Raw genomic sequence first — 17,681 nt, 5'->3', positions numbered from 1 at the left:
ATCAATGTGAAAGGTGGTTACAATGGCCTGTCTCCGCTATCAGTGGACTCCGTACCTCCTATATGGCAAGAAGATCGAAATGGGAAAACATACAATGATCTACCATCAAGGCGAGGTGGGAACAGGATTTTATTATTTAGACAAAGGGAGTGTAAAGATCACTCTCTTATCGGAGAACGGGCATGAGCGGTCTATCGATTACATTCCCACAGGTGGATTGTTTGGGGAGCACGGCGCCTACAACGGCACATACCTCACATCAGCCATAACGACTTCGCCTTCCGTCATTCATTATTTCTCCGACGAGGTCCTATCCCGCATATGCCAAGATCACCCGCAGTCGGCAGTGATCTTCACCAATTCACAAATCTATAAGCTCCGTCTCCTGGCTGAAATCATCGCGTTCACTGACAGTCCAGTTGAGCTTGCGATGGCTAATTATCTGCTCAAACTAATAACTGTGCACGGGAGTAATCATATCCCTATCGATCAGTTGTCTCTAGCTCGCTATATTGATACGTCTCGCATGACGGTGAATAAAACTTTGCAGAAATGGCGACAGCAAGGCTTGATTGAGTTATCTGAGCGTAGTGCCATTCGAGTTGTGGATGTAGAGGGATTGCGTGGAATTTATTCTCGCTTCCAATGTAAATAGGGCGAAGCCTAATCAGCTCGCCCCTTTGTATTGAAAATAACCTTTGAAACTATTGATACAGCCCTGTGTGGTTCTGATTAGAGCAGATGCATCTTGGCTTCTGCCTCATCCCACGGCACTGAGTAGCCTGCCCCTTTGGCGCAAAAGATCGAGGAGGAGGTATAAACCGGATCTGCATCCTTTTCATAGCTTTTCCTTTTCATTACTTCCTCTGCGTTATGACAGCGATCGTATCCGCCAAAAACACAGCGGATGCTGCCTCGTCCATGGGTGAAAGAAGCGAATTCGGTGCTGTAATTCATGAATGTTGCTACGGGCACCCTTCCCGTAATGACCGCATGCGTATCCGACATTTGCGGTGGCTCGAATGAACCTGAGGCGCGCTGAATATCCGAAAGTACCCTCCCCATCTCGTTCATTCCCACCTTTATTTTGAAGTCATAATATGGTTCTAACAGCATATTCTCCGCTTTCTCCAGCCCTTGCCGCAAGGCGCGGAAGGTGGCCTCACGAAAGTCGCCCCCATGCGTATGTTCGTTATGCGCACGACCTCTTAGGAGTGTAATTTTCATGTCGGTGACCGGCATTCCTGTCAATAGCCCATGATGCTCCCGTTCGTAGAGATGAGACTGAACCAGATTCTGGTAGTTAAAACTCAACTCATCAGGATGACATACGCTAGTGAAGTGGATTCCGCTGCCTCGCTCTCCCGGTTCAAGCAGGAGGTGCACTTCCGCGTAATGCCTGAGCGGCTCGAAGTGTCCATACCCCGTCACAGCAGACTGTATCGTTTCTTTATACAAGATTTCCGGTTGGCCGAAAGAGACAACGAAACCGAAGCGTTCCTTCACCACCTGCTCCAGCACTTCTAATTGGATCATTCCCATGACGCGAATGTGAATCTCTTGCAAACTCTCTTCCCAAACCACATTGAGAGACGGGTCCTCCGCATTCAGAATGCGAAACGCACCGAGCACTTGCTGCACATGAAGTGATTCCTCAAACTGTACTTTGGACTGTAGTGTCGGCTCCGTCTCATAAGCGAACTTGTCTGAGTAGAGCCCCACCCCTTGTCCAGCTTCGGCCTCGGACAAGCCCACGACCGCGAACAAATCGCCAGCTTCTACTTGTTCCACTGAGTATGATTTCCTACCAGTAAACAATAAGATTTGGGTAATCTTCTCTTCGTATCGAAGTCCACCGCTCTCATAGCCAAGCAGCTCCCGTACCTTCAGCTTGCCGCTCAACGCTTTGACGAATGTTAGTCTCAACCCGTTTGCTGCGTGTTGAATTTTATAAATGCGCCCCCCGAACGGAGCCGTCTCGTCATAAGATGCAGTTGTCAACAAGGACAGTTGATTCAGGAACTCTACCACGCCATCATCCTGTAGTGCCGAGCCGTAGGTACAAGGGAAAAGACGACCTTCTCGTATCATCTCCTGCAAGGCACCTAGCCAGAATTCTTGATCGTCCCTTTCCTCTAAAAATGCTTCCAGCAGTGAGTCGTTCCGCTCTGTCATCATTTCTCGGAGCCCTTCACTGACCATACCGTTGGCGAAGTTGTCTTTGATGCAACAGACATCCCCAGTCAACTGACTGCGTATCTCCTCTTCCGTCCTGCTGGCATCCGCACCGATCCGATCTATTTTATTGATGAAGAAAAATGTCGGTATCCGATGTTTGCGCAACAACTGCCAGACTGTCTCGGTATGACCCTGAACACCTTCTACCGCACTGACAATCACGATCGCGTAATCCATGACCCCGATCGCCCGCTCCATCTCGGAAGAAAAATCGACGTGTCCAGGCGTGTCGATCAAATAATAAACGTCGCCCTTATGGTGCATAACCGCCTGATCGGCGAACACGGTAATGCCTCTTTTCTTCTCGATATCGTGGCTGTCCAAAAAGGCATCTTGATGATCCACCCGGCCCCGCGACCGGATGCTGTTCGTATGGTATAGCAACTGTTCGGCGAAAGTAGTCTTGCCCGCATCCACATGGGCAAACAAGCCGATCGTTAGACGCTTCATGTAATCCCTCTTCCATAGCTACTCGACTTCTTTTTCCATTAAAACATAAGAAGTGAGAAGAAGAATAGGCTTGCCAGGTTGAAACATGCGCCTGCAGTTTTTAACGTCCATTTTTTTACAAATCCAAGCACTCGTCCAATCAGGAGGTGAATTTTGTTAATAAGTTATCTTAGATCGTTATAAAGGAGGAAGTACCTCATGAAAAAGAAGAAATCTAAATCAAAGAAATTCAAGAAAGTAAAAGGTCAATTGGTGCGATATCAACCATATGAATCCCATGGGCAATATCAATCACGTGCTAGACGCTGTTTCCCTTGTTGCTGGGATGATGGCTGCGGTTATTGTTGCCCTAGCCACCCCCCAATAATGTGACCATCCTCTAAATAGAACGATCATTGTCTTCAAACAAATTGCGTAAGTATAGTCCCAACATCAATCTTGGACTTCATAGACACTCCTAAATTATTCGAGGAGTGTCTTTTTATTTTCCTATTTATCAAAACGTATTTCTGGGGCTCCTTCATACACAATTTCAGGACAGGTCCTTTCATGTTTTTACTTCAGAGCTCCATCAAACACAGATTCTATTTGATCAACCTCTTTCGACACCGCGAATAAAACAAACTGCCCTTTCGTTTTCAATACATGCTTTTCGATGAGAAAATACTCCTCTGGGCGATAGTCTTTAAATTTGATTGTTTGTGCCTCGATCCGTTGTTGTATTTTCTCTGTTATATTTTCAGTGTCGTTTGTATTTTTGACTTTGATAACAGCCAGTTCATCCGCTTTCACATTCGATGAGGCCGTGTACAGGATGAAATCTTCCACTTCTTCTGCCTCGATGTGATACAACTTTTGCAGTTTCTCCAGATCCCCTTGTTTCATATCCTGAAAACTTATTGTTTGTTGAATTTTTTCTCCCACTTTTGCAGCCGATAGTTCTTCGGTAGTCCCGCCGTCACTGGAGCATCCGGCCAACATTCCCATTCCGATAGCAAACATAAGCAGGACAGACAAAAATCGCTTCATTACATTCACTCCATGATGTTCAGTATAGAGGTGTCTTCAAAAAACGTTTTAACGTTGTAAAGGAATAGCATCTCATGAAACTGCCGATCTTGTATGAGCTTTGTTACAGATTCCTCATAATAGCGAAGGTCAACGACATCAATCTCTGCGAAGTGTTCGGCCAAAAAAGGAATCAGGCTATTGGCGTACGAATCTTTCACGACAAGCAGCTTCTTCCCGTCCGGATGGCCCGTTGTGATTCGGACCAGTGCATGGTTGCCATCCAGGAATACCGCATACTTATCCTTTTTGGACAGATTGGCCATCTGGTACAAGGAATCCGTGGTACGGCCTTCGTCCACGTACTCCACCTTCTTTTTGCTTTCCTCTTTCGGCAGATATAGATCGATACGATCTGGCTGCAGATGGCGAAAGCCGCTTTTCGAATAGAGTGATCCGTAGAATGCATCCGTTACCTGCCGAATGTTGAACGCAGCTTCGTCTTTTGGAACAATCCCCATCTGCTTGCACAACACCCGATATGCATCAAAAGCGCCTTTGCTCGTCCAATGGTGATCCGTTTTATAAAAAATGGCTTCTTCGCGTCCAGCATACAGCGCGGGATAGACATCAACGAAGCGAATGCCAGACGGAAGCAATTGACGAACTCGGTTCAGCGCAGCATATTCGTCGCCCATTGGTGCGTAGGCGGGCAGTTTATCCCGAAGCAACGCGGCGGCGGTCGGTACCAGCATGATATACTTGCGAAGGTCGGGCGTTGTCTGGTGAATCGACTGGATGGCCTGAACTCTGTCATTCACTTCCCTGTCCAACGGCGTTGAGAAAAGTTGAATTAGGTACCCATCCTTGCCCAGATAAACACCGTTGCTTTCACTTTTGCCCATAACACGATCGGCATCCGTTTTTAGCCCGATCCAAACGTCCCGGAAAGCAAATTGATCGGTGATATAAGTCTCGTAATCAGAAGTGAACTTCCCCGCCAGCAGTGATCGCAGCGAAAATGACGGCCTCTTTTCGAGCACCCTGTTTTCCGATTCCGAGAATGCCTGATCAGGGGTCAGCATGTTCAAAACGGCCACGATGAGGATAAACAGCATGAACAACAAGCCCGTCACGGCTTGTGTCCGTTTGTCATATCTGGTCAAGTCCGCTCTCTCCCCTCAAAACCGAAAATATAAGAATGGATTGTAATCCTCAAAGACCAAATAAGCTGATGACAAAACCAAACTGATGATAGAAAGCACCAAAGCAACGATCATGCCTACCGAATTCCATCGCACTTTTATCTGCTCCAATACTTTCCGAGGGAGCGGTGTCGCGCACAAGGCCAACAGAACGAGCAATCCCCCATACGTCGTCAGGTCGTAGAGCGCCTGGCCATCCACCCAATCGTGCTCACCGAAACCAAACATCGCACGGATGAACATCCACGCGGAAGGTAAATGTTCGAATTCAAAAAGAACCCACCCGACAACGACAATCAGCAGCGTGTAGAGATGACCTGCCCATTTCGGCCAGCGATTCAGCCGCTTCAGCAAAAATAGCTTCTCAACTGCAACGAAACAACCGAAATACAAGCCCCAGACGATAAAATTCCAGCTCGCGCCATGCCACAGACCAGTTAAGAACCATACGATCAAGAGGTTACGGAACTGCTTGCCCAAGCCCATCCGATTACCGCCGAGCGGAATATAGACATACTCCCGGAACCAGGAACCGAGGGAAATATGCCATCTGCGCCAAAATTCTGTAACGCTTCGTGAAGTATACGGATACTTGAAATTTTCTGAAAATTCGAAACCGAACATTTTGCCGAGTCCGCGCGCCATATCCGAATACCCGCTGAAATCGAAGTAAATTTGTAACGTAAACGCCAGAATGCCGAGCCACGCGGAAAGTACAGTCAACTCCTCCATCGGCGTCGATTTCACATTCGTCCATAAGAGTCCAATATTGTTGGCTAGCAGTACTTTTTTGGCCAATCCCCGGATGAACCATTCCGCTCCTTCTCCGAACCGCTCCAGCGTCACTTTACGAATGACCAGTTGCTCCGCGATATCCCCATATTTGACGATCGGACCTGCGACCAGTTGGGGAAACATCGTGACATAAGTGCCGAAAGCGACGAAATTTCGTTGTGCCGGCACCCTACGAAGGTAAACATCCACTACATAGGACATCGTTTGGAACGTATAAAAGGAAATACCGACGGGTAGTGGCAGATCAGCCACCTGGATTTGCAGACCGAATAGATCATTCACATTCGAGACGACAAACCCGGCATATTTGAAGAAACCGAGAATCGCCAAACTGCCGCAGATGGAGCCGAACAATACTGCTCTGGCGATCGGCTTGCGGTGACTGTACTTGTCAATCACGAGTCCGTTGAAATAATCAAAGACGGTTGTAAAAATCATGATGATGATATATACCGGTTCGCCCCATGCATAAAAGATGAGACTAGCTGCGAACAGAACAGCATTTCTCAGCTTTTTGGGCGACATATAATAAACGAGCAGCACGGCGGGCAAGAATTGAAACAGGAAAATCAGACTGCTGAATACCAACGTTCGTTTCCTCCCGTGCCGCTATTTTGCGGTCTTCTTACGACCCAGCTCATCTTTTATGTAATCGAGCAGGACCGGATAAAACTGGGCTTGGAAATGAATGCCGTCCGCATCGTACATTTCAGGATGATCGGCCACAATTGACGACACATCGATGTATCCGACTTGTACCTTGCTTGCCAGCTCCTTCAGTCCTTTATTGTAGTCACCGATATTTTGATAGCGGGGCTCCGCTTTTTCTGCCTTATCCGTAACCGGGGTAACGGAAAGAATCGTGATGGACGCCTCTGGAAGTCTTTCTTTGATGCGATTGATCAATTTGGCGTAGTACGACAACGAATATTCCTTAGGATGGTCGGTCGGCCATAAAATGTCGTCCGAGCCTAGCTGGATAAAAATATGCTCGGGCTTTCGCTTGACTAATTCGTCCACATCCTCCAGTGCGAATTCTGCTGTCTTCCCTGCACCTGCAAGCACATTCTTCTCTTTCAGCACATCATGGTAAGACAATCCCTCCGTAATCGAATCTCCGAGAAAAACGCTTGTTTGATACAGCGATGCATATGAGGTTTGCTCCGGAGCGGAGATGTCCCCGGCCTGTCTGGTAATCTCGGAAGCGGGTGGTTGTCCATTGGTGCCACATGCCGCAGCCGATAAGGCGACCATGGCGAGCAGTGTAATACCCATTATTTTCTTTTGCACTTTCATCTTTCATCTTTCCCCTTTCGTCTTGAACAAGGTAAAGAGTAACCGTCAAAGATCAAGATCAGATGCAGATCGTGTGCAGATTGGGTAGAAACGCAATAAAAAAAGTGCAGAACCGAAGTTCTACACTTTTGTTTTCTTCAATTCAAAATAGAACAGGACGCCTTCCTCCGTATTCGTTGCCCCATAGACCGCTCCATGCAGTTCTAGTATCTGCTTGGAGATCGCGAGACCCAATCCGGTTCCTCCGGTCGAACGGTTGCGGGAATGCTCGACGCGGTAGAAACGATCCCATATCTTCTCCAACTGCTCGGCCGGAATATGGACGCCTTTGTTTTCGATGCAAATCTTGACGGTATCCTCCCCTTCAACCGTCGAGATGACAATATCCTCTTGTTCCGGCGTGTAGCGTATGGCGTTTGTCAGGAAATTCACGATCACCTGCTCGATTCGATGCTGATTGGCGATGACTTCGACTGGGGCTAAACGGTAGTGCAACTGCAACTGCTTGCCCGCGAGGTCCGGTGCCAGCTTTACGCAGATTTGCTCTAGCAGCACATCAATCCGGAACGCATCCATCTGCATTCTATACGTACCAGATTCATATTTTGCCAATTCCAGCATATCCGTAACCAGCAGGTTCATCTTCCTCACTTCATCTTCCATCGCAGCAAAATAATAGTCCCGCTTCGGGCTGTCCGCCTTATCCTTCAGAATGTACAGGCAGCTTTCCATGATGCTGAGCGGAGTTCTCAGCTCATGCGATACGCCAGCGATAAATTCTTTACGCGTTTGCTCCAGCCGCTTTTCTTTCTCAATATCCTGCTCCAGCTGGACAATATGGGCATGCAGCATATCCGAAAGCCGATTAATATTCCGTGACAGGCTGCCGATCTCATCCTCTGTCTTGATCGGAATTTTTTCAGAGAAGTCCAGCTTGGCCATTTTTTGTGTCATGTCGTCCATGCGGAGCAAAGGAGCTGCTATTCTGCGGGAATAATAGAAGGAGGCGAGCAGAACGAGCAGCAAGGTACCCGCAATGATGTAGCCGTAATAACTTTTCATGACCTCCGCCGCTTCGTTTACGGGCTGCAGGGATGTCATGGCGAACAGATAGGCGGGTTTCCCTGTTTGATCGGTCACGCGCTCTACGAATATTTTGTACTCCATATCGTTCTCTTTGAAGTCCGTTATGGTGCTTGTTTGCTCCACAACATCTCCGTATAGAAGATCCGCTTGAAAAGCTTTCACCCGTTCAAGAAATAAGCGGTTCGTATAGCGGGATACATCTGCGCCTTGCGGTGTCCGGACCTGTGTGATGGTTCCGCGCACCAAAACACTGGGATAGCGCTCATGGTATTCGGTGCCACTCTTGAATCTCGGGACGACCTCATACTCTTTTTTGACGAGTTGCTGATTCTCCAGCTGATCTTCCTCTCTGAGATTGGAGACACTCCTCCCGATCCGCTGCGCAAACCATTGATTATCGATCATGATCCCTTCCATGGCTATCTGTTGTCCCACTTTCACATAAGTCTCGAGGAAGGGGTTATCGGCGGTTACATCCTCCACATCCATGACCGTGTACAGCGGAACGATAATCGATTTGCCAGAAAGAGCAGGGGTGTCTTCCGAGTACTCCAGACGGACCTCCATCTCGAAATCGTCCGAGTATTTCAAATGGCCTCTATCATCCAATCGAGCAAGCCAGGCATTCGTCTTTTGATAAAACTCCTGTTCCTTCCTGACTTCATCCTGGGAAGCCCCGGCATGAGTCATCTCGTTTTGCCGATAGGATTGAAGGGCTTCCTTCACCTTTTCTACCTTTTGATGCACATAATACTGCTCGAAAAATACGGTTTGTCCGATAAAAATGCTTGCGATCACAAACAAGCATAATCCCGTCGTGAGCAGAAACAGCTTGAGTACAATGCTTGTTCTCATGGCCGGTCCTCGAATTTATAACCGGAACGAACAACGGTGACAATATGCTTCGCATGCTCTCCCAGCTTGGAACGCAAATTCCGAATATGGCTGCTGAGCGTGCGATCCTCGCCGACAAAGTCGTAACCCCAGATTTTTGTAATGAGCTGTTCTCTGGTGAGGATAATGCCTTTGTTTTTCATCAAGTAAGCCAAAATTTCGAATTCCGTGTGCGTCAGGCTATAGTTTTTTCCCTCAATCGAAACAGTTCGGGACGGCAAGTGGATCGTAATCCCGCCGCCGGACAGCATATCCCCAGGTTCGTGCATTTGCCGGTTTTCCAGCAAACGTTTGGCGCGTGCCAGCAGGATGGGAGGAGTGCACGGTTTCACCACATAATCGTCCGCCCCGAGCTCGAATCCAAGCAACGTGTCATCTTCATCCGAACGAGCTGTCAACATTAGAATGGGGACGTTAGAAACTTTGCGAATGCGTCTGCATACTGACCACCCGTCCAATTCCGGCAGCATAACGTCCAGAATGATCAAATGAACTTCATGCTCTTGAAATAACGTCAGCCCCTGACTCCCGTCTCCCGCTTCCAGCACTTCGTATCCTTCGTCCATCAAGTATTCCTTCATAATCTCTCGCAAAACCTGCTGGTCTTCCACAATCAGTATCGTTTTCCTCATGCTAATGCCCTCTCGTCCTCTATCTCTCCAAGATATTTTTTAGAATGTTATCATGACTTTGGGATCGTCACAATATGGGCAGTATAGCCAAAGGTCGTAGAGGACGCCATTTTCTAATCAGGCATGTTTTCAGACCGTGTACAATCTCATCTGGCTATAAAAATTTTCCTCGATCAGCATCTCGGATGAATCCGCTAATAACTTGATCTCCCCGGTATCTTTATAACAGATGAAAACCTTTCCTACCGGATTGATGATAATCGGGTCGCCGGACCCATTCATCGTAATGACATAACTGGTTTGTAAAACCTCTGCAAAGGGAAGTTCCTTGAATTGCTCCCGAAATCTCAGTGTCAGATCAACAACCGTTTCATTTCCAAGACTAGAGCCATTAGAGAATGCATATACCGCAAGACCTACATATGCGCCCCAAAATGTCCAGATAAAATGCACATAATCCTCATGAAAGTTTACATTCAGCCGCTTCTGTGCCTTAGCAATTTCCTCTTGGCTCGCCGGAAAGCCTACTAGTTTGCTATTAACCTCCCGATGAAGGAAAATCTTTAATCTCTCCATCAACTCATCTTTCATAGGTTTGACCTTCTCCCTTGAGTGTTTTTATTTTAACAGGTTTGTATGTTGACTTGATGTAAACTGAACGAAGTCTAAATCACTGCTCCTTACTCCCAAATGATTCCAAAGCACTGAAAACTCAACCATCAATTCAATTTTCTGCTTAATCACTATTTGTGATATATTTCACCGTGGCGGAGGCTTCGGCAACGAAAAAAGCCGTACCTCTGCGATACGGCCTACATTATCTTTTTATGATTGGGAGCTTACGGTTTCCTCTAGAGCTTTATCATTATTTATACTTCTTGACAGGACCAAACAGTCTTTTCCACCAACTTTCTTGCTTTTTTTGTTCATGCTCTTGTTCAAGCTCTTTTATATTTCGTTTTGCACATTCTAGTTGAGTAAGTAAGTAGTTTTTGTCTTTTTCAATACTAGTTATTCTTTCAGTTAGTTTTCTGCATTTACTTTGAAGTAAACTGTTCTCTTCATTATATATCGATATTTTTTGTTTAATATCTGTAATCTCATTTAAAAGCATTTTATTTTGTTTTTTAAGCCTATAATATTCAGATTCAGGATCAGACAATAACTTCCCATATATTTTGTTTTCATACATCCTTTTAATATCACCTAACTTTTTATCTAGAAGTCTCTCGTTTTCATAAATCCCCGATAAATCAAAAGAGTCGGGGATCTTAACTTCAATAACTGGAATTCCATGCTTCTCAAGTGCGAGGCTTTTCTCTTCTCCTGTCTTGTGGGTATCATAAATTTCGATTGCAAGTACACCCAGCCACTTGTCTAAATAATCAATTGGATAAGATTTTTCAAATTCAACAAAAATGTCTACTTGAAATGTTCCATTATTAGTATCAAATCTATATTCTAATTTTGACTCTGTCGCATGAATTACTATTGGCTTATTATTTATCATAAAATTTAAAACTTTTAAATCCCCAATTATTTCTTTTACGTACTGATGTGTAATTCCCTCACCCCCATCATGATCTTCAGTAGCATTCTTATATTGAAAAAACGGATTTTGTTTATTGCCCCGACCATTAACATGTATCATTTCTCTAATGTCTTCTTGGTTATAGTGAGTACTGTAATATGTTCTACCCTTATATTCCTTTGGGTTCTTTTTCTTCAAGTTGTATATCTCCCATGCCGATACTAAGTCTGCACGATTTCTATTCTCTCTTTTGGTATAAGCTTTTACTTTCATAAAATCTCCTGTTTAACAATTTATATAGTATTTCGAATAATAAACTATTCGCAAATGCATCTGTTTTAACCCTGTATCCAATGTGATGACCTATTCATCATCATACCACATTTTAGGAGACGACGGTTGATCAGAAGCGCAAAAAACCCCGAAACTCAAGGTCTCGGAGGTTCTGGAATTCCTTTATATCGCCACTCACTAACATTCCCTGCCATGCCCGACATTCAATGTTTCGCCATGACTTATGGTACTACATTTCTCAACGAATACTCGAATTTAATAACGATTCCCATCCTCAAAGGTGTTACCGCCAATTGATCTCCCCACTAATTACCTCTTAATGAAAAGTTTATTCAAAAAAGTTGCTTCCAATTATCGTCGTATCGATCCATATGCAATGACATGTAAGAGTCTTCTTTTTTTCTCTTTTTCTGTTCTTCCAAATACACAGCCATAGTTAATAAGATAATCCCTTCTCTCACATAAGTAATGAGTTTCATTGCTGCATTTTTAAACTCATCAACTGTTATAGAAAAAGCTAACGGATCCTCTCTTTTGGGAAAAGAGTCATTGTTTATTGGATACAAAAGGCTATCATGAACCTTTAAGTATCGATGCTCTAAATGATGACGAATTTTGGAAATTTGTTCAATTGCTGGTTCTATATAATGGTGTTTTACCTTTTCTTTCCCAATATCTTTGCATAACCAATAAAGACCTACTAACGGAAGATTAAATGTCTCCCCATCTGTCATTTTGGATTTTAAATTCACTCTTAAGTTATACGAGTTTTTCCCTTTATTAATCGAGCCGAGCCATATAGAACGGTAAGATACATCTCTTTCTTTAATGCCTATTTCAAAATATTCATTTATGAAAAATGCAATGCGATCAAACAGAGAATATAAACTTCTATACGCATATTTCATTTTTTCTATCGAAATGCCGTAGGTAGGATAATCCAATGTATTGACAAGATGAACATCTTTATCTGAGAAATGTGCTCCTTCAAAAGATAAAGCATCATACACCATGAATCTAGCAGATACATATTCTTGCTTTATTTGGTTGAACAATCCATGATATTTAGACCCTTCATCAATTTTAGTAATGATGTCCGGTAAATGTAAGATATCATTTGCTGAAATGGAATGAGTAAAAGCATCATTTAACGTATTTAGGAACAAAATATTTTCAGCACACCATTTTCGGTAATTGATTTCTTCCTCAGAATCCCCAAATGAATACTCTTTAAGTGCATTACGTTCCTCTAGAAATTCAACTGGATACCATTGTTCTAATCTGTTTTTTAAGTACGTATAGTGCTCAGTAGCATACTCATCTAATTCTTCTAATTCCAGCACTTCTTTTAGAAGATGATAAGATTCATTTGCAAAAATGGCTTGATGACCAATATCATAATCATGTAAAGCATAATCCATTAAGAATCCTGCAAAGTTTCCTATTGCCATTGAAAAATTTCTTTTAACACCAATTTTCGAATATGAAAGAGCCTTAATAATCCTGCCACATGTATTCAGCAAGTTTGCATAGTTGGTATACGCCATTAATAAATAGTTAGTAACATAACGAAATTCTTCTGACTCTTCCTTTATATCCTCATTTGCTAGATAATAAGTTAAGTTTTCAATTGACAACCGAAACAACAATAAACACATCTCAAAATCTTGTTCGTTATTTATGTTCTCAGAATAACTCAAAGTTCCTTTGTATTTTATATAAATATAATTGCTATAGGAAGTAGCCCCATGATAAGCAAGGATACCTTTTTCAAGAAGGCTGTACTCTCCAGACTCGACCCAATTTAGACAATCCTCAGATATTTTATGAAGCGTGTCCATATCTCTTTCATCAAAAGCCTTATCTGCAAATATTCCAACAGTATGTACATCTTCTTTAATCATGATTTTCCTCCTTGAAATCTTACTTAAGAGCCGAAAAAAATGAACCCGAGAGGCATGAAAGCTGTTGTGTCCTCAGTAGGTGACTTAAGATGAGTGAAATATCAGAAGTATTACATATTTCGCACGCTTGAAGTTAATTAACTTTGCAAGCCATCAAAATTATTTTCTCAATTTCATCAGATAAAACGTATTGCACCGAAACAGTATACTGGTTATCACTTTTAATACCAATGGTTGCGTCGTAGAAATAAATGATATATGAAATACTATCGCAGATTTCTTCACGCCCGTATCCTTCTATTTTATGTTTGTTAATATACTATACGAGCGGACTATTTAAATAAAGTTTTGCATCTGCATAGGCAAGAAGTACTGTTCTATTGATTTAATAGTTTGGTTATTAAACAATTACTTAAAAGGAAGATCGTTATGTAACTTATTCTATTATAATTATTTTTCTAAACACCTTTAATATTTTATATTGGTAACATTCCCTAACAAACCCAATATTATATATTTTAGTTATGACTCTTTCGTGAAGCTGAAGTTAGCCCCACTTCTATCTATTTGTTGTCAAATTGTCGTTGTAAGATTAGCTTAGCTTAGCTCTTGGAAACTCTATGCTGCAATCGTAATTATTGGTTTGATAGCAGCTCTTGTTTACTATAAAGGATCTTGTCTATGGAGTTACTTTTGCTGATAGTCAGCTTTTCAAGCCAGTATTATTCCAGAAGGTTGATGACATTTCTGTCCCGAAAACCGTTGCCGCTACTTGTGATAATGTTCTCTGCGCTTAATCTTAAAGTAATTTGCCCGTTAGTTGAAAAGGTAGCCTCTAGTCTACAACTTTATTTTTATAGAACAAATCACTGTAATCCCTTCCACTCTTTATTCAACGCTATTGCTTCTTTAATTCGCATTAGTATAACGTAAATTACTCTAAATATGTAAGGAAGGCCCCCCGACCTTAATTAACCGATATCATAAAGCTGTTGTATTGATAATTCCATTTTAATGCGAATAATTCAATTCACTTTATTGTAGTAGCGAGGCTGCTGTTTGGCACGATGTATCTTTTCTCTCCTTTTAGAAACTCTTCTGCTTTTTACAGAGTGAAAGGGACATTTGGATATTCCTTTTTACTCGAGCAACACTGATAAAATGCATACATTGCAATCAACTGGAAAGGTTGGTGCAGCCAACTCCTGTTCAGAACTACACCTTAGAGCTATCGACCATGCTGGGCGTACAACAAAAGCCAAATCTTGTCATCTAACAAGATTTGGCTCGTTTCTACTCTTATATCACTTATTTTTCAACTTTGTAATAGCGATCTCCGGTCTTCGGATTGAAGTATACACGACGCTTTTCCTGACTTACCGGATCGATCGTCACTTCATTCGTCGGCTCAAATCCGGGCGGGACGACTTCTCCGTGGTCTTGGTGCAGTCGCTTGTCCTTGAATTTCGAAATGATGAGCAAGGCGATGAAAAGCAATATCTGAAAAACAATGTAGTAAATGAGATAAATCATTCATTACACCTTTTCAATGACAACTGCTGTACCGTATGCAACAACCTCACCCATATTTCCCATATTTCCAGAGTCGTAACGACACATGACCACAGCGTTAGCTCCCATGGCAGTTGCGTTTTTTATCATGCGGTCGAGCGCCTGCTTGCGCGCGTCCTCCAGAAGCACCGTGTATTCCTTGATTTCTCCGCCTACTACTGAGCGAAGGCCTGCCATGATGTCTCCGCCAATTCCGCGTGCTCGAACGATTAAGCCGAATGTCGTTCCTTTCACTTCAACGACACGATATCCTGGAATGTTTTCTGTTGTTACAACGATCATTTGCTTCTCCTACTTTCTACTTTTATTTTTGAAGATCACATGCAGCACGATGTCAGCGCTAAAATGACTAATGATCGCAGCTTCTAAACCGTATCGCCAATATAGGAAGCCAAACAAGATGCCCAAGATACCATTTAGTAACAACGTCCATACAGTGACCACGTAACCTTTTCCGTATGTCATGTAATTGGTTGGGAGATGGGAAATCGCGAAAACAATGGCGGCGACACAGATGCCCAGCCAATAGGAAATTCCCATCCCTCCCATCTTCTGTGCCAAAAATACGACAACAGTCATAACCCCAAGACGCATGAGTACTTCTTCGCAAACTCCTCCGTAAAAAGACGAGAGAAAGCCGAAGAACCGTGATGAAATCGGTTCATTACCCATTCTTTTGGTCATGTGTTGTTGAAAGAAAGAACCGTCCATCCATTTTACCAAGAGGCCTACCGTGATACCTGAACCAATCGATACGGCCCAAAACGACCAGATGGAAAAAGGCAGCTCCGTTCTAGACACCCAGTGATCGAGTACCCAGAGCCGAAGACCAGTGGAAGGCATGAGCCATAAGCCTATAGCTGTCGCCAGAGCCAGAAAGACACAGCTCTGAATGATCATAATCGTAACCATGACGGAAATAGGCGGGACTTTTTTAGTAGGATAGATAGCGGATTGCAGCTGTACATGTTGGCGAATCGTGTTGGATTGAATAGGTATAGCGCATAGAGCGCACAGTACACTAACCAACCAGATCAGCCAAAAATGTTCCATTTCTACGCCTCCTCCTTAGATTTCTGATCGTTCTAAAAAGTACCAGCCCATAAAGAAAAACACGATGTTGAGTGTAAAAACACCTGCAAGACCCGGCAAACCTGTGATGAATGCTTGCGACAGTGTTGAGTTTTCTTGAATCATCATCATTGCCGCATTTGACAATCCACCTGGAGATACCATATCCAAAAATTTACCGAGAAATTGTGGAACCGTGAAGATCAGGATATTGAATACCAGCGAGGCTCCACCCGCACCAACAGCATTGTTAAAATAGCTGGAGGCGCAAAGCGTTGTTGTGACCACAAGGAATAGATTCGGTATGTACATCAACGTACCGATCCATACATGGGTCCAATCTAGTTTTCCGAAAAGGATCTCTGTATAGTAGGCAGTTATCCCCATCCCAATTAGCATGCTTGCAATTGTTAACGTGTAGTAGGTAATGGCTTTGGCGAGATAGTATTTTGCTCGACTGATGGGCTTGACGAATACCATGGAAGCTACCCCAGAAGCTTTCTCTCCGGCAATGGACCCCATGACGATAAGGATTAGCACAAACGTGCCGAGTGAGCTAAATTTGCTAATCGCCGTCGAGAGTACTTCTGGAGCAGACGGGGTTGGAATTTTGATGACTGCCCCTTCTGGCAGTCCAGTGGAATTGGCCAAAATATCAGGGAGCATTTTCATCGTAATCGGCTGTGTAATCATTAAAGCAATAAACACAATCGGAATAATGAGAATCTTGTAGGTTCTGACCAATTCATTAAATTCTTTTCTGATCATTGGGTGGGAAGTCATCAGTTATTCACAACCTTTAGGAAAATATCTTCAAGGGTCGATGCGGACAAGCGATAATACGCCAGTGTCCCGCCAGTTTCCAAAAGAATGTGCGGCAGGAGTGCCTTGGCTTTTTCCATGTCATTGATAAGAACTTTGTAAATACCGCCGTCTTGGTTCCATTCTTTGATCCAGGTTAGCCCATTCAATACATCGGTTAAATCGATGTCCTGTTGATCAAGCTTGAACTCAATCAATGGCTCCACATGGTTTGCTCGCAGCTGATCCAAACTCGACGACAGCACCACCGTACCGTCCTTGATGATGACGATGTGGTCAGCGATCCTTTCGATGTCATCCAAAATGTGAGTCGACATGAAGACAGTCATATGTTGCTTCAACTTTTCTATTAGCAATAAAACGTCATATCTGCCCATGGGGTCGAGCGCGGAAACGGGCTCGTCCAAAACGAGTAGCTTTGGGTTGTGGATGAGCGCCTGGGCAATACCCAGACGCTGTTTCATCCCTCCGCTGTAACCGCTTATTGGGCGGTTCCTCGCTTCATTGATGCCGCATAACTCCAAGAGTTCATCTGTCCGCTGTGCTATTGTGCGCTTGTCCAATCCATAAAGTCTACCCACCCAATGCATCCACTCTGTCGCTGTCATGTAGTTATAAAAGGCTGGGATTTGTGGACAATACCCGACTTCACTTGTGACTTTATTGCGGTCAGTCACGACGTCGTAGCCTACTACTCTCACTTTTCCTCCGGTCGGTGCAGCCAACCCGGTAAGGATGCGGATGGTCGTCGTTTTCCCGGCACCATTCCCCCCAAGAAAACCGACACAACCGATGCCATCGACGGAAAAGGTTACGTTCTTTAACGCTTTATGGTCTTTATATTCCTTTGTGAGGCCTTCACATTCAATAACTCGCAAAGAAT

General features: G+C 43.8%; 16 protein-coding genes. 1 reads left to right on the top strand and 15 read right to left on the bottom strand.

From position 1 onward, the window contains the following. Nucleotides 1–22: 22 nt before the first annotated feature. Complete coding sequence (locus C7R94_RS08980; protein ID WP_106780180.1) at nt 23–655, top strand: Crp/Fnr family transcriptional regulator; 633 nt, start codon at nt 23–25, stop codon at nt 653–655. Nucleotides 656–732: 77 nt separating this feature from the next. Here C7R94_RS08980 and C7R94_RS08975 read toward each other — a convergent pair whose 3' ends face one another. From C7R94_RS08975 to C7R94_RS08905, 15 genes are all read right to left on the bottom strand, one after another. Further along, nucleotides 733–2,688, bottom strand: a complete 1,956-nt coding sequence (locus tag C7R94_RS08975; RefSeq protein ID WP_106780177.1) for a GTP-binding protein — start codon at nt 2,686–2,688, stop codon at nt 733–735. A 555-nt stretch (nt 2,689–3,243) separates the two neighbouring features. Then, the gene (locus tag C7R94_RS08970) at nt 3,244–3,717 is read right to left on the bottom strand and encodes a DUF4358 domain-containing protein (protein WP_047069425.1); all 474 of its coding nucleotides are present in this window, start codon (nt 3,715–3,717) and stop codon (nt 3,244–3,246) included. Nucleotides 3,718–3,722: 5 nt separating this feature from the next. After that, nucleotides 3,723–4,862: a DHHW family protein gene (locus C7R94_RS08965; RefSeq protein ID WP_106780174.1), complete on the bottom strand. Its 1,140-nt coding sequence runs from the start codon at nt 4,860–4,862 to the stop codon at nt 3,723–3,725. Nucleotides 4,863–4,877: 15 nt separating this feature from the next. Beyond that, entirely contained in the window at nt 4,878–6,284 is a 1,407-nt protein-coding gene (locus tag C7R94_RS08960) for an MBOAT family O-acyltransferase (protein ID WP_106780171.1), read from the bottom strand. A 21-nt stretch (nt 6,285–6,305) separates the two neighbouring features. Next, nucleotides 6,306–6,992 (bottom strand): GDSL-type esterase/lipase family protein, encoded by a 687-nt coding sequence (locus C7R94_RS08955; RefSeq protein WP_106780168.1) that lies wholly within the window; start codon nt 6,990–6,992, stop codon nt 6,306–6,308. A gap of 120 nt (nt 6,993–7,112) precedes the next feature. Continuing rightward, a complete protein-coding gene (locus tag C7R94_RS08950; protein ID WP_106780166.1) occupies nt 7,113–8,933 on the bottom strand; it encodes a sensor histidine kinase in 1,821 nt (606 codons plus the stop codon). After that, nucleotides 8,930–9,604 (bottom strand): response regulator transcription factor, encoded by a 675-nt coding sequence (locus tag C7R94_RS08945; protein ID WP_106780163.1) that lies wholly within the window; start codon nt 9,602–9,604, stop codon nt 8,930–8,932. Before C7R94_RS08945 ends, C7R94_RS08950 begins: the two co-directional genes overlap by 4 nt. Before the next feature lie 129 nt (nt 9,605–9,733). Beyond that, nucleotides 9,734–10,195 (bottom strand): SMI1/KNR4 family protein, encoded by a 462-nt coding sequence (locus tag C7R94_RS08940; protein WP_106780161.1) that lies wholly within the window; start codon nt 10,193–10,195, stop codon nt 9,734–9,736. 274 nt (nt 10,196–10,469) lie between these two features. After that, nucleotides 10,470–11,408: a hypothetical protein gene (locus C7R94_RS08935; RefSeq protein ID WP_106780159.1), complete on the bottom strand. Its 939-nt coding sequence runs from the start codon at nt 11,406–11,408 to the stop codon at nt 10,470–10,472. A gap of 353 nt (nt 11,409–11,761) precedes the next feature. Continuing rightward, nucleotides 11,762–13,333 (bottom strand): LA2681 family HEPN domain-containing protein, encoded by a 1,572-nt coding sequence (locus C7R94_RS08930; protein WP_106780157.1) that lies wholly within the window; start codon nt 13,331–13,333, stop codon nt 11,762–11,764. A 1,308-nt stretch (nt 13,334–14,641) separates the two neighbouring features. Beyond that, on the bottom strand, nt 14,642–14,866 hold the full coding sequence (locus C7R94_RS08925; RefSeq protein ID WP_047069419.1) for a hypothetical protein: 225 nt from the start codon (nt 14,864–14,866) through the stop codon (nt 14,642–14,644). Nucleotides 14,867–14,869: 3 nt separating this feature from the next. Next, nucleotides 14,870–15,187: a heavy metal-binding domain-containing protein gene (locus C7R94_RS08920; protein WP_015891250.1), complete on the bottom strand. Its 318-nt coding sequence runs from the start codon at nt 15,185–15,187 to the stop codon at nt 14,870–14,872. A 9-nt stretch (nt 15,188–15,196) separates the two neighbouring features. Further along, nucleotides 15,197–15,958, bottom strand: coding sequence for a CPBP family glutamic-type intramembrane protease (locus C7R94_RS08915; RefSeq protein WP_106780154.1), 762 nt, complete (start codon nt 15,956–15,958; stop codon nt 15,197–15,199). Between the two features lie 15 nt (nt 15,959–15,973). After that, nucleotides 15,974–16,759: an ABC transporter permease gene (locus tag C7R94_RS08910; RefSeq protein WP_047069418.1), complete on the bottom strand. Its 786-nt coding sequence runs from the start codon at nt 16,757–16,759 to the stop codon at nt 15,974–15,976. After that, the gene (locus tag C7R94_RS08905) at nt 16,759–17,676 is read right to left on the bottom strand and encodes an ABC transporter ATP-binding protein (RefSeq protein ID WP_106780152.1); all 918 of its coding nucleotides are present in this window, start codon (nt 17,674–17,676) and stop codon (nt 16,759–16,761) included. The genes C7R94_RS08910 and C7R94_RS08905 overlap by 1 nt, the downstream gene beginning before the upstream one ends. Nucleotides 17,677–17,681: the final 5 nt, after the last annotated feature.

Source organism: Brevibacillus sp. NRRL NRS-603 (genome assembly GCF_003013445.1).
GTDB classification, from domain to species: Bacteria; Bacillota; Bacilli; order Brevibacillales; family Brevibacillaceae; genus Brevibacillus; species Brevibacillus formosus.
This window is presented reverse-complemented; position numbering and strand designations above follow the sequence as displayed.

What these genes read in the sequence shown, in the direction of transcription:
- C7R94_RS08980 (WP_106780180.1), top strand. Translation starts at nt 23, where the DNA reads ATGGCCTGTCTCCGCTATCAGTGGACTCCGTACCTCCTATATGGCAAG.
- C7R94_RS08975 (WP_106780177.1), bottom strand. Translation starts at nt 2,688, where the DNA reads ATGAAGCGTCTAACGATCGGCTTGTTTGCCCATGTGGATGCGGGCAAG.
- C7R94_RS08970 (WP_047069425.1), bottom strand. Translation starts at nt 3,717, where the DNA reads ATGAAGCGATTTTTGTCTGTCCTGCTTATGTTTGCTATCGGAATGGGA.
- C7R94_RS08955 (WP_106780168.1), bottom strand. Translation starts at nt 6,992, where the DNA reads ATGAAAGTGCAAAAGAAAATAATGGGTATTACACTGCTCGCCATGGTC.
- C7R94_RS08950 (WP_106780166.1), bottom strand. Translation starts at nt 8,933, where the DNA reads ATGAGAACAAGCATTGTACTCAAGCTGTTTCTGCTCACGACGGGATTA.
- C7R94_RS08945 (WP_106780163.1), bottom strand. Translation starts at nt 9,604, where the DNA reads ATGAGGAAAACGATACTGATTGTGGAAGACCAGCAGGTTTTGCGAGAG.
- C7R94_RS08940 (WP_106780161.1), bottom strand. Translation starts at nt 10,195, where the DNA reads ATGAAAGATGAGTTGATGGAGAGATTAAAGATTTTCCTTCATCGGGAG.
- C7R94_RS08935 (WP_106780159.1), bottom strand. Translation starts at nt 11,408, where the DNA reads ATGAAAGTAAAAGCTTATACCAAAAGAGAGAATAGAAATCGTGCAGAC.
- C7R94_RS08930 (WP_106780157.1), bottom strand. Translation starts at nt 13,333, where the DNA reads ATGATTAAAGAAGATGTACATACTGTTGGAATATTTGCAGATAAGGCT.
- C7R94_RS08925 (WP_047069419.1), bottom strand. Translation starts at nt 14,866, where the DNA reads ATGATTTATCTCATTTACTACATTGTTTTTCAGATATTGCTTTTCATC.
- C7R94_RS08920 (WP_015891250.1), bottom strand. Translation starts at nt 15,187, where the DNA reads ATGATCGTTGTAACAACAGAAAACATTCCAGGATATCGTGTCGTTGAA.
- C7R94_RS08915 (WP_106780154.1), bottom strand. Translation starts at nt 15,958, where the DNA reads ATGGAACATTTTTGGCTGATCTGGTTGGTTAGTGTACTGTGCGCTCTA.
- C7R94_RS08910 (WP_047069418.1), bottom strand. Translation starts at nt 16,759, where the DNA reads ATGACTTCCCACCCAATGATCAGAAAAGAATTTAATGAATTGGTCAGA.